The organism is Curtobacterium sp. AB7 (genome assembly GCF_044909335.1).
Lineage (GTDB): Bacteria > Actinomycetota > Actinomycetes > Actinomycetales > Microbacteriaceae > Curtobacterium.
On sequence record NZ_JBIYED010000010.1, the window covers coordinates 1 to 12,684 of the forward strand.

Consider the following 12,684-nt stretch of genomic DNA (forward strand, 5'->3'; position numbering starts at 1 on the left):
GTTGCTCTTGCCGGGGGGCGGGGTGGGGGCCTCCGTGCTTTTGTTTGTTGCACCCCTCGCCCCCCCCCCCCCCCCCCCCCGGCGGGCGGGGGGGGGGGGGCCCCGCGCCCCCCGCGCCTCCCGTCCGTCGTCGGAACTCGTCTACGCCTGCTGCGCGCGCTCCAGGACCAGCTCGCGGACGCGGGCGGCGTCCGCCTGGCCCTTCATGGCCTTCATGACGGCACCGATGATGGCGCCGGCGGCCTGGACCTTGCCGTCCTTGATCTTCGCGAGCACGTCCGGCTGCGCCGCGAGTGCCTCGTCGACCGCGGCGGTGAGCGCCGAGTCGTCGGACACGACCTTGAGCCCACGGGCCTCGACGACCTGGGCCGGTGAGCCCTCGCCGGCGATGACGCCCTCGAGCACCTGGCGGGCCAGGCGGTCGGTCAGGTCCCCGGACTCGACGAGGGCGATGACCTCGGCGACGTGCTGCGGCGACACGAGGTCCCCGGGCTCGGCGTCCTGCGCGTTCGCGACACGGCTGATCTCGCCGGTCCACCACTTGCGGGCTGCCTGCGGCGCGGCTCCGGCGGCGACGGTGCCCTCGACCTGGTCGAGCAGCCCGCCGTTCACGACGTCCTGGAACTCCAGGTCGGCGAAGCCCCACTCGCCCTTGAGGCGACGGCGGCGAGCCACCGGGGCCTCGGGCAGGGACGCACGGAGCTCCTCGACGACCGCGGGGTCCGGCACGACCGGCAGCAGGTCGGGCTCGGGGAAGTAGCGGTAGTCGTCGGCGTCCGACTTCGGACGGCCGGCCGAAGTGCGGCCGGTGTCCTCGTGCCAGTGGCGGGTCTCCTGCGTGATCGAGCCGCCGTCGGCCAGGATCGCGGCCTGACGCTGGATCTCGTAGCGGATCGCACGCTCGACGGCACGGAACGAGTTGACGTTCTTCGTCTCGGTGCGGGTGCCGAGCTTCTCCTGGCCGCGGGGGCGGAGGGAGATGTTGGCGTCGCACCGCAGGTTGCCGCGCTCCATGCGGGCTTCGGAGACACCGAGTGCACGCACGAGGTCGCGGATGACCTGCACGTACGCGGCACCGAGCTCGGGGGCACGGTGCTCGGCACCGAAGATCGGCTTCGTGACGATCTCGACGAGCGGCACACCGGCGCGGTTGTAGTCGACGAGCGAGTACTCGGCACCCTGGATGCGGCCGGTGGCACCACCGACGTGCGTCAGCTTGCCGGCGTCCTCTTCCATGTGGGCGCGCTCGATCGGGACGTTGAAGATCGTGCCGTCGGCCAGTTCGACCTCGACCTCGCCCTCGAACGCGATGGGCTCGTCGAACTGCGAGACCTGGTAGTTCTTGGGGTTGTCCGGGTAGAAGTAGTTCTTCCGGGCGAACCGCGACGACTCGGCGATGGAGCAGCCGAGCGCGAGCCCGAGCTGGATCGAGTACCGGACGGCCTGCGCGTTGACGACGGGCAGCGACCCGGGCAGCCCGAGGTCGACCGGCGTCACGTTCGTGTTCGGCTCGCCACCGAAGAAGTTCGGCGCGTCCGAGAACATCTTGGTCTTCGTCGCGAGTTCGACGTGCACCTCGAAGCCGAGCACCGGCTCGTAGCGCTCCAGTGCTTCGTCGAAGTCCATCAGCGCGTCCTTCTGCGCCATCAGATCACACCTTCCTGCGCAGCCGACTGCTGACTCTGGTCGAGGTCCGGGATCCGGTCGATGAGCGGGGCTCCCCACTGCTGTTCGAGCAGACGCTCGAGCGCCGCACCGTAGCGGTACAGGCGGGCGTCCTCGCGCTGCGGGGCCATCAGCTGGACGCCGACGGGCAGCCCGTCCTCGGGTGCGAGGCCGTTCGGGATGCTCATGCCGGGCACGCCCGCCAGGTTCGCCGGGATCGTGGTGAGGTCGTTGAGGTACATCGCGAGCGGGTCGTCGATGCGCTCACCGATCGGGAACGCGGTCGTCGGGGCCGAGGGGCTGATGAGCAGGTCGACCTGGTCGAACGCGGCCTGGAAGTCGCGCTGCACGAGCGTGCGGACCTTCTGCGCCGAGCCGTAGTAGGCGTCGTAGTAGCCGGCGCTCAGGGCGTAGGTGCCGAGGATGATGCGACGCTTCACCTCGGGACCGAACCCGGCTTCGCGCGTGGCGGCCATGACGTCCTCGACCGTCGCACCGTTCTCCGGCGTGACGCGCAGGCCGAAGCGCACCGAGTCGAACTTCGCCAGGTTCGACGAGGCCTCGGCCGGCAGGATCAGGTAGTAGGCGCTGATCGCGTAGGCGAAGGACGGGGCATCGATCTCGACGACGACCGCACCGGCCGACTCGAGCAGGGCGACGGTCTCCTGGAAGCGCTGGGTGACCCCGGCCTGGAAGCCGTCGCCCCCGGCGAGTTCCTTGACCACGCCGACGCGCAGGCCGCGCAGCGTGTCCGCCTGCAGTCCTTCGCGGGCGGCGGCGGCCATCGAGGGCCAGGCGTCGGGGATCGAGGTGGAGTCGCGCGGGTCGTGCCCGCCGATGACGTCGTGCAGGAGCGCGGCGTCGAGGACGGTGCGGGCGACCGGTCCGATCTGGTCGAGGCTGGACGCCAGGGCGATCGCGCCGTAGCGGCTGACCCCGCCGTAGGTCGGCTTCACACCGACGGTGCCGGTGACGGCGCCGGGCTGACGGATCGAGCCACCGGTGTCGGAGCCGAGGGCGATGGGGGCCTCGTGCGCGGCGACGGCAGCGGCCGAGCCACCGCCGGACCCGCCAGGGATGCGGTCGAGGTCCCACGGGTTGTGGGTTGGTCCGTACGCCGAGAACTCGGTGGTCGAGCCCATCGCGAACTCGTCCATGTTGGTCTTGCCGAGCGGCACGAGACCAGCGGCGCGGAGCTTCGCGACCGGGGTGGCGTCGTACGGCGGCATCCACCCTTCGAGGATCTTCGAGCCCGAGGTGGTCGGCATGTCCTGCGTGCACAGGACGTCCTTGATCGCGATCGGGACACCGGCGAGGGGCCCGAGGTCGTCGCCTGCCGAGCGACGCGAGTCGATCGACTTCGCGACGGCGATGGCGTTCTGGTTGACGTGCAGGAAGGCGTGCACGTCGCCGTCGACGGCGGCGATGCGGTCGAGGTGGGCCTGCGTGGCCTCGACGCTCGAGACGTCGCGCGCCACGAGGGCGTCGGCGAGCGCCGCGGCGCTCATCCGCGTGATGTCGGTCACTGTTCTTCTCCCAGGATGGCGGTCACTCGGAACCGTTCGCCGTCGGAGTCCGGCGCTCCGGAGAGCGCCTGCTCCTGCGTCAGCGTCTGGCCGACGACGTCGGGTCGGGTGACGTTGCCGAGCGGCACGGGGTGGCTCGTCAGCGGGACGTCGTCGGTCGCGACCTCGGCGACCTTGGCGACGCTCTCGACGATGTGCGACAGCTCCCCGGTCAGCTTCTCGATCTCGTCGGGCGTGAGTGCGATACGTGCGAGGTTCGCCAGGTGCGCGACCTGCTCGCTCGTGATGTCAGGCATGGTGCTCCGTCGATCGGTTCGTGGACGTCCGACAGTCTATTGGCTGCGGTCGTCCGCGCAGGCGCGGCCGTGGACGGCTGCCCGGAGGCCCGTCACCGGTCCGGCGGACCGGTGACGGGCCTCCAGGCGGCGTGGACCCGAGCAGTCACTTCCCGTTCTGGTCGCCCGCTGCCGGAGCCGCCGTGGCGGCGGGAGCCGCCGTCTGGGCCGGCGTCGACTGGTCGGCCTGCGACGCACCGGATCCCGACGACGCCGAGGACTGCGACTGCGACGACTGCGACGAGTGGCTCGACTGCCCGATCATCGCCTGGCTCGGCGCGGGCAGGGCGTCCCCGCCGACCGTCTGGTCGAGGTACGCCATCATCGACTTCCCGACCCCGAACTTCGCGCTGTACCCGGTGGTCCCCTGCAGGAACGGCCAGTTCGCCAGGCTCACGTTCCCCTGCACGTTGCCGATCCAGGTGGCGTTCGTGTACTTCGTCGACGACGCGACGAGCCAGTTCTGCACGTCGCCGTCGGTGGTGCCGGTCTTCGCGAACTTCGGCACGCTGTCGCCGGGGTTCGCGCTGGCCGCCGTGCCGGAACCCGACAGCACGCCCTGCAACGCGTAGTCGACGGTGCCGGCGACGTCCGCCGAGACACCCTGCGTGCAGGACGACGGCGTCGGGGTGATCTTCGTGCCGTCCGACTCGGTGACCGAGTCGATCGCGGTCGGCGTGCAGACGACGCCGCCGTTCGCGAAGCCCGCGTACGCCTCGGCCAGGTCGATCGGCGACAGCTCGTTGACCCCGAGGATCGACGAGGGGGTCTGCCCGAGGGCACCGCCGTCGGCGCGGTGGATCCCCATCGACTGCGCGAGCTGCGCGATCTTGCAGAGGTCGAGCTGCTTGCCCATCGCGCCGAAGGCCGTGTTGATCGACTCGACGGTGGCGGCCTGCACGGTCATCGACGCCGGCACGGACTCGGCGTTCGCGACCGGCCACGTCCCGCCGCTGACGTTCTGGCAGGAGTTCGTGAACTCCGAGTTCTGGAACGTGTGCTCGGTGGTCGACACCGATTCGGAGAGCGTGTGGCCGGTCGCGAGCCATTCGGCCAGCGTGAACACCTTGTAGGTGGAGCCGGTCTGGAACCCTCCGGAGTTGCCGTAGCCGGAGTCCGCGCTGTAGTCCACCGCGGTCGACCCGGCTGCGGCGTTGTCGCCCTGCGTGTACGACGTGTTCTGCACCATCGACATGATGCGCCCGGTGCCGGGCTCGACGGTGACGTTGGAGCCGCCGACGTCGACGCCCGCCATCGTGGCCGGCACGTAGGTCGACAGTGCGGTCTGCGCCTGGCCCTGCAGGTCGAGGTCGAGCGAGGTGTGGATCTGCAGGCCCTTGGTGTCGAGCGTCGCGATGCGCGCCGCGGCGGTCTTGCCGAACGCCGGGTCCTGCAGCACCTGGTCGCGGACGTAGTCGCAGAAGTAGCCGGCGTCGTAGTTCGTCGCCGCGGTCGAGCAGCCGTTCGCGGTCTCGGTGATCTTCGGCGTGACCGGGGTCGCGATGGCCTTCGTCATCTCGGCCTTGGTGATCGACCCGTGCGCCTGCATGCGGCGGAGCACGTAGTCACGTCGCTCCTTCGTGAGCGCGTAGCCGTTCGCCTTCCCGTTGTCCTTGTCGCTCGGCACGTCGATGCGCAGGTTCGAGGGGTTGTTGAGGATCGCCACGAGCGTGGCCGACTGCACGAGCGACAGGTCCTTCGCGTGCACGCCGAAGTAGTACTCGGCACCGGCCTCGGCGCCGTACACCCGACCGCCGAGCCCGACGATGTTCAGGTACCCGGTCAGGACGTCGTCCTTCGAGTACTTCTTGTTCACGGCGATCGCGTACCGCATCTCCTGCAGCTTCCGCTGCGGGGTGACGCCGGCCGCGTCCTCGTAGCAGGCCTCCACCTTCTTCGCCGTGGCGGCCTGGTCCTTGCCGGTGAGCTCCTCGCACTGCTGCACGAGGACGTTCTTGACGTACTGCTGCGTGATGCTCGATCCGCCCTGGACGTCGCCGCCGACGACGGTCGCGGCGACTCCGCGCAGCGTGCCGAGGACGTCGATGCCGCCCTCGTCGTAGTAGCGGGGGTCCTCGGTGTCGATGGCGGCCTGCTTGAGCGTGTCCGCCATTTGGTCGGCCGTGACGTTCGTCCGGTTCTCGGCGTAGAACGACGCGATCTTGACCTGCTTGCCGCCCTTCGTCGCGTACACCGACGACACCTGCTGCGGCGTCTGCACGTCGAGGTAGCTCGGCAGGTCCTCGAAGAACGCGACCGCACCCGAGGTGCCCTCACCCGCGACGGCGACCGCGGGCGTCACCGCGACGGCGACGAGCATGCCGGCGAGCACGGACATCACCACGAACATCAGGAGAGCACCAGGCCATCGCACCACACGCATGCCCCGAACCGTAGGGAGGCGGGCTGTACTGGTTCTGCCGTGGAACCGACTGAGGCTGCGCCGTCGCTCAGGTTGCCGTTCAGGCAACACCTGTCGCTGGTCGCGATCCGCGCTGGGTCGCGGATCCGGCCGGGAGGCCCGGTGCGGCCCCGGCACGTCAGCCGCCGGTCACGATCCGGTCACGCCCAGGGCGTCACCCCGTCAGTCGCGCGGCTGCAGGTCCTGCGGACGGACCAGGTACATGTCCACCGACGCACCGACGACACCGTCGTCACCGGTGCTGCCGCGTCGGACCTGCTCGCGCACGAGGTCACCACGGCCGATCCCGATCAGGGCGACGTCGTGCAACGATGCGGTGCCGGGCTTGAGGTAGTCGTTGTGCCCGACCGGACGGCGGAACAGCTCCCCGGCGGCCAGTGCGTCGGCACCACCGGCCAGGTTCATCACGGTGGCACCGAACGCCGAACCGCCCGGGTCCGTGCCGTAGTACCCGGACCCCGCGATCGGGTCGCTGTGCGCGACACCGACGAACACCTCGTCCGAGGCGACGTCCAGGTCCGCCGCCGACCGGACGTCACTGCCCGGTGACCCGAGCACGGTGAGGGTGTCGGCGCTCATCCGTCCGGAGGCGAGCGCCATGAGCGCCGTCGTCGACCCGTAGGAGTGCGCCACGATGTTCAGCCGGGGCTCGTCGCCGTCGCGGATCTGCCGCAGGCCGTCGACGGTGCGCTCGAGTCGCTGCGCCCCGGAGTCGGCAAGGCTGAGCGACATGATGTTCGACAGGTCGGGCGTGCGGTAGCCCATCCACGCCACGACGGCGACGCCCGTCCCGTCGCCGGAGCCACCGGCGGCCAGCGGGGCGAGGGTCGCCTGCTCGCTCGCGAGGTCGTTGGCGGTGTTCGTGAAGTCGGCCATCTGCCCGGTCACGGTGAAGAACATCCCGGGGACGATGACGGTGACGTCCGCCGCGGTGTCGAGGTCACCGATGCTGATCGCCGCTCGGCCCGCCGCCCGGGTGTCGAGCGTGATGAGGAACCGCTGCGGGTCACCGGGTTCGCGCCGCAGCGAGTCCCGCACCTGTCCGAGCATCGCGGCGTGCGCGGCACCGGTGTCGGGGTCGGCGAGTCCGGTGGTCAGGGTCGACCGGTTCGCTCGGTCGCGCACGGCGTACGGCACGCCCTCGAGGTTGCCGATGATCGACGGCGCGTGGACCAGGAGCGTGCCCTGTTCGTCGGCGCCGAGTCCCGCCCACCACTGCGCGACGACGGCCGCCGCGGGCGGGTCGTCCTGCGCGGTCGCCACGACCCGGGCGTCGTCGGCGGCGCGGCGCAGGTCACCGGCACCGAGGACCGCGAGGTCGTCGAGGAACGCCCGACCGTGTGCGTCGGCGACGGTGTCGACGTCGATCTGTCCCCCGGTCATGACCGGCTGGGGCACCGTGTGGCGCTCGGAGACGAGCGCGACCGTGACGGTGGCCGAGGCGGCATGGGTCGGAGGCGCGACGGGGGCCTCGACCACTCCGAGCGAGTGCATCGAGGCGGTGAGCAGAGCCGCGGCGATGAGCAGCAATCGGGTCTCCCCCTGGAAGGCCGTCCCACCGTCTCCCTGCAGACGACGGGTGATGCTCTGTCGAGTGTAAGGAGAATGCCCGAGGATCGGTCATGCGCGATGCAACTTGTCCCCCGAACTGGGTGCGTGAGACGGCGCGCCGCGGTGTGCGGCCACGTCGCCGGTGTGCTTGCCGCCCGGCGTCACCCCTCGGACGCAGGGACCTCCGGCTCGGGGAGCGCACTCGGCCCCTCGGTCACGAGCAGGTGGAACTGCTCGGCGTCGATGATCCGGAGCCCCAGTTGCTCCGCCTTCGTGAGCTTCGACCCGGCTCCGGGGCCCGCTGCCACGAAGTCCGTCTTCTTGCTCACGCTCGACGCAGCCTTGCCGCCGGCGGTGATGATGGCCTCGAGCGCACCCTCGCGCGTGTACCCCTCGAGCGACCCGGTCGCCACGACCGTGACGCCGGTCAGGACACCGCCCTCGGCCTCCGCGCCCCCGGGCCCGGGGTGGTCCGGGGTGGTGAACTGCACGCCCGCCGTCGTCCAGCGGTCGATGATCTCGCGGTGCCAGTCGACCTCGAACCACGCGAACAGCGCGTCGGCGATGATCCCGCCGACCCCGTCGACCGCCGCGAGTTCCTCGCGCGAGGCGCTGCGGATCCGGTCGAGCGACCCGAAGTGGTTCGCAAGCGCGCGCGCCGCGACCGGTCCGACGTGGCGGATGCTCAGCCCGACCAGGATGCGCCAGAGCGGCTTCGTCTTCGCGGCGTCGATGTTCGCGAGCATCTCGAACGCGTTCTTCGACGGGTAGCGGCTCGGCTCACCGGTGTAGTCCGCACCGCGTGCTTCGGGGTCGAACGGCGGGTCGGTCTTCTTGCGCGCGCGACTGAACGGGGTCACGCGCTTCGGGGAACCGGCGTCGTCGACCTTCTCCATGCCGGTCTCGGCGTCGCGGACGATCACCTCGATCGGGACGATGTCCTGCATCGTCAGGTCGAACAGCCCGGCCTCGGTCACGAGCGGCGGGGTCTCCGGGTGCAGCGGCTGCGTGAGCGCTGCGGCTGCGACCTCGCCGAGGCCCTCGATGTCGAGCGAGCCGCGCGATGCGATGTGCTCGACACGACCGCGGACCTGCGCGGGGCAGCTCTTCGCGTTCGGGCAACGGAGGTCGATGTCGCCTTCCTTCGCGGGGGCGAGCTCGGTGCCGCACTCCGGGCAGTGGGTCGGCATCACGAACTCGCGCTCCGTGCCGTCGCGCAGGTCGACGACCGGCCCCAGGACCTCGGGGATGACGTCGCCGGCCTTCCGCAGCACGACGGTGTCGCCGATCAGGACGCCCTTGGCCTTGACCACCTGCTGGTTGTGCAGGGTGGCCTGCCGGACGACCGACCCGGCGACCTCGGCAGGGGCCATCACCGCGAACGGGGTCGCACGCCCGGTCCGCCCGACGCTGACGACGATGTCGACGAGCTTGGTGTGGACCTCTTCCGGCGGGTACTTGTACGCGATCGCCCACCGGGGTGCCCGTGACGTCGAGCCGAGTTCCTCGTGCAGGGCGAGGTCGTCGACCTTGACGACGACGCCGTCGATCTGGTGCTCGACCGAGGCACGGCGGTCACCCGTCGAGCGGACGAAGGCGTTCACCTCGTCGATGGTGTCGAAGACCCGGTAGTGGCTGCTCGTCGGCAGGCCCCAGGTCTCGAGCAGCTCGTACACCTCGGACTGCGAGCGGACGTCGGTCTCCTGCTCGAGCTCGCGCACGGGCCACGCGCCGATGCCGTGCACCAGCATCCGCAAGCGCCGGAGCCGGTCCACCATGAGCGCGCGCTTCGCCTCGGACTTGCCCTCTTCCTTCTGGCGGAGGGACCCGGCGGCGGCGTTGCGCGGGTTGGCGAACACGCGCTCCCCCGCCTCGCGCTGGTTCGCGTTGAGCTCGTCGAACTCGGCGACCGGGAAGAAGATCTCGCCGCGGACCTCGACCAGGGGCGGGTGGCCCGTCCCCGACAGCCGGTCCGGGATCGTGCCCATGGTCCGGACGTTGCCGGTGACGTCCTCGCCCACGACACCGTCACCACGGGTCGCCGCCGACACCAACCGGCCGTGCTCGTAGCGCAGGTTGATCGCGAGGCCGTCGATCTTCAGCTCGGTCAGGAACCGGACGCGCTCGGAACCGGCGTCGCGCTGCACCTTGACGGCCCACTCGGTCAGCTCGTCCGGGCTGAACACGTTGTCGAGCGAGAGCATCCGCTCGGCGTGCTCGACCGGTGCGAACTGCGTGGTCTGCGCCTGCCCGCCGACGGTCTGGGTCGGGCTGTCCTCGGTCAGGAGTTCCGGGAACCGCTGCTCGATCGCATCGAGCCGGCGGACCAGGACGTCGTAGTCGGCATCGGCTTCCGGTGATCCGTTGTCGCCCTGGTAGTACGCCTGCCGCAGCTCGTTGATGCGGGCCCGCAGCCGGTCGACCTCGCGCCCGGCCTGGGCGGCGTCGAGCCCGTCGGGGTCGATGGTCTCGAACGTGGCGTCGGTCTCGCTCATGCCATCAGTTCTACCGTGTGCCACCGACGGCGCGTGCAGCGGACCCACCGCCCGGGAGCGGCGGTCTCAGGCGCCGACGGGGACGGCGCTGACGGTGCTGTCGATCGTGCACTGTCCGAGCACCCGGGTGCCGACGTAGACCACGGCCGTCTGGCCGGGGGCGACCCCGTGCAGTGGCTCGTCGACGTCGATCACGAGCACGTCGTCCTGCACCCGCGCGGTCGCCGGCACCGGGTCGGCGTGCGCCCGGATCTGCACGTCGCACGCGAACGGCGTCTGCGGCTCGGCCGGTGCCGTGCCGGCCCAGGTGAAGCGGGAGCCCGACATCGACGACACGGCCAGGGCCTCCTTCGGGCCGACCACGACGGTGTTGTCCTTCGGGCGGATCTCGAGCACGAACCGGGGCTTGCCGTCGGCGGCGGGGCGCCCGAGCGACAGGCCGCGGCGCTGCCCGACCGTGTAGCCGTGCGCGCCGTCGTGGGAGCCGACGACCGTGCCGTCACGCTCGACGACATCGCCGGTCTCGCTGCCGACGCGGTCGGCGAGCCAGCCGCGGGTGTCACCGTCGGGGATGAAGCAGATGTCGTAGGAGTCGGGCTTCTGCGCGACCGTCAGCCCACGCTCGGCGGCCTCGGCCCGGACCTCGTCCTTCGACGGGGTCGCCCCGAGCGGGAACATCGCGTGCTGCAGCTGCTCGGCGGTCAGGACCCCGAGCACGTAGGACTGGTCCTTCGCCCACGCGGCCGACCGGTGGAGTTCGCGGGAGCCGTCCGGACCGGTGACGATCGAGGCGTAGTGCCCCGTCGCGACGGCGTCGAACCCCAGGGCGAGTGCCTTCTCGAGCAGGGCGGCGAACTTGATGCGCTCGTTGCACCGCATGCAGGGGTTCGGCGTGCGACCAGCCTGGTACTCGGCGACGAAGTCGTCGACGACGTCCTCCTTGAACCGGGCCGAGAAGTCCCACACGTAGTAGGGGATGCCGAGGGCGGACGCGGCGCGCTGGGCGTCCATCGAGTCCTCGATCGTGCAGCACCCGCGGCTGCCGGTGCGGAGCGTGCCCGGCATCCGGCTCAACGCCAGGTGCACGCCGACCACGTCGTGCCCGGCGTCGACCGCCCGGGCAGCAGCCACCGCCGAGTCGACCCCACCGCTCATCGCCGCCAGAACACGCATGCCTCCAGGGTAACCCGCCGACGAACCCGTACCGCTGGCGTACCGTTGGTCGAGCGATGGCCACGACGGGGAACGACTCATTCGACTTCCGGTCCGTCCTGTTGTCCGGGTTCCTGCCCGCGGCGCTCTTCGCCATCGGCGAGGGCGCGATCATCCCGATCATCCCGATCGCCGCGGACTCCCTCGGCGCGACCCTGGCGTTCGCGGGCTTCGTCGCGTCGCTCATCCTGGTCGGCGAACTCATCGGCGACGTCCCGTCGGGCATCGTCGTGGCGCGGATCGGCGAGCGGAACGCGATGATCGGCGCCGCCCTGGTGTCGGTCGGCGGCCTCGTCGTCTGCACGACCGCGGCGAACGCGTGGGTGCTGGCGCTCGGGGTGTTCCTGGTCGGTGTCTCGACCGCGGTGTTCGCCCTGGCACGGCACGCCTACATGACGACCGCGATCCCGGTCCGCATCCGTGCCCGGGCGCTGTCGAGCCTGGGCGGGGTGTTCCGCTTCGGGTACTTCGTCGGGCCGTTCCTCGCCGCCGGTGTGATCCACCTGACGGGCACCACCGCCAGCGCGTTCTGGATCCACGTCGTGTGCTGCCTGGCGGCGGCGACCGTGCTCCTGGTGCTGCGCGACCCCGCGACGGGCGCGCGCGGTCTACGGATGCCGCCACGGGCCTCCCGGTCGGGGTCGGACGCGACCGGCGTGACCGAGCCGTCCACCGACACCGGCGCGGTCTTCGTCGGCAAGGAGGCGCACGGCCTCTTCCGGACGTTGCGCACGAACCGGGCCGTGCTGCTGCGGCTCGGGAGCGGTGCCGCGCTCATCGGCGCGATGCGTGCCGGACGCCAGGTGATCCTGCCGCTGTGGGCGGTCAGTGTCGGGTTGGACGACTCGACGGCCGCTCTGATCATCGGCATCGCCGGTGCCGTCGACTTCGCGCTGTTCTACACGAGCGGCCAGATCATGGACCGCTGGGGGCGGTTGGCGAGTGCACTCCCCTGCATGCTCGGGCTGAGCATCAGCTACTTCCTGCTCGCCTGGAGCGGGCACCTCGACGCGCGGGTCGGCTGGTTCGTCGGGATCGCGATGGGGATGTCGCTCGCCAACGGCGTCGGCTCCGGCATCCTCATGACGCTCGGCGCCGACCTGGCTCCGCGCGACGACCCGGCGCCGTTCCTCGGAGCCTGGCGGTTCACCGGCGACTTCGGGTCGGCAGCGGCACCGCTCGTGATCTCCGGGGTGACGGCCGTCGCGACGATCGCGGTGGCCAGCGGCGTGATGGGCGTGCTCGGCCTGATCGGTGCCGGCGTGCTGCTGCGCTACGTGCCGCGGTACCTGCCGCGCGCGCTGCGCTGACGCGCGCTGCGCTGACGCGCGCTGCGCTGTCGCGCGCGCCGCGCACCGCGCGCCGCCGTCCCCCACGACTCCGTGCGGGGTTGATCACTCCGTGCGCGCTTTCTGCGCCGCACGGAGTGATCAACCTCGCACCAGCGACGTCCGCCGACGTCCGCCGCGCGCGCTCGG

The 12,684-nt window shown here is 71.2% G+C and carries 8 protein-coding genes; 1 reads left to right on the top strand and 7 read right to left on the bottom strand.

Annotated features, from left to right (window positions below; genetic code table 11):
* Positions 1-141: 141 nt before the first annotated feature.
* The 7 genes from gatB to mnmA all read right to left on the bottom strand — a co-directional run bounded on the left by gatB (position 142) and on the right by mnmA (position 11,167).
* Positions 142-1,647 (bottom strand): Asp-tRNA(Asn)/Glu-tRNA(Gln) amidotransferase subunit GatB, encoded by a 1,506-nt coding sequence (gene gatB, locus ABH929_RS16300; protein WP_205464153.1) that lies wholly within the window; start codon positions 1,645-1,647, stop codon positions 142-144.
* Positions 1,647-3,191: an Asp-tRNA(Asn)/Glu-tRNA(Gln) amidotransferase subunit GatA gene (gene gatA / locus ABH929_RS16305; RefSeq protein ID WP_111085022.1), complete on the bottom strand. Its 1,545-nt coding sequence runs from the start codon at positions 3,189-3,191 to the stop codon at positions 1,647-1,649. Before gatA ends, gatB begins: the two co-directional genes overlap by 1 nt.
* A complete protein-coding gene (gene gatC / locus ABH929_RS16310; RefSeq protein ID WP_111085021.1) occupies positions 3,188-3,487 on the bottom strand; it encodes an Asp-tRNA(Asn)/Glu-tRNA(Gln) amidotransferase subunit GatC in 300 nt (99 codons plus the stop codon). The genes gatA and gatC overlap by 4 nt, the downstream gene beginning before the upstream one ends.
* A 145-nt stretch (positions 3,488-3,632) precedes the next feature.
* A complete protein-coding gene (locus ABH929_RS16315) occupies positions 3,633-5,909 on the bottom strand; it encodes a transglycosylase domain-containing protein (RefSeq protein ID WP_404561935.1) in 2,277 nt (758 codons plus the stop codon).
* Positions 5,910-6,110: 201 nt separating this feature from the next.
* On the bottom strand, positions 6,111-7,478 hold the full coding sequence (locus tag ABH929_RS16320; RefSeq protein WP_404561936.1) for an alpha/beta hydrolase: 1,368 nt from the start codon (positions 7,476-7,478) through the stop codon (positions 6,111-6,113).
* A gap of 182 nt (positions 7,479-7,660) precedes the next feature.
* Entirely contained in the window at positions 7,661-9,994 is a 2,334-nt protein-coding gene (gene ligA, locus ABH929_RS16325) for an NAD-dependent DNA ligase LigA (RefSeq protein ID WP_404561937.1), read from the bottom strand.
* A 66-nt stretch (positions 9,995-10,060) separates the two neighbouring features.
* A complete protein-coding gene (gene mnmA / locus ABH929_RS16330; RefSeq protein ID WP_205464150.1) occupies positions 10,061-11,167 on the bottom strand; it encodes a tRNA 2-thiouridine(34) synthase MnmA in 1,107 nt (368 codons plus the stop codon).
* A gap of 56 nt (positions 11,168-11,223) precedes the next feature.
* Between mnmA and ABH929_RS16335 the strand changes: the two genes are divergently transcribed.
* Positions 11,224-12,516, top strand: a complete 1,293-nt coding sequence (locus ABH929_RS16335; RefSeq protein ID WP_404561940.1) for an MFS transporter — start codon at positions 11,224-11,226, stop codon at positions 12,514-12,516.
* Positions 12,517-12,684: the final 168 nt, after the last annotated feature.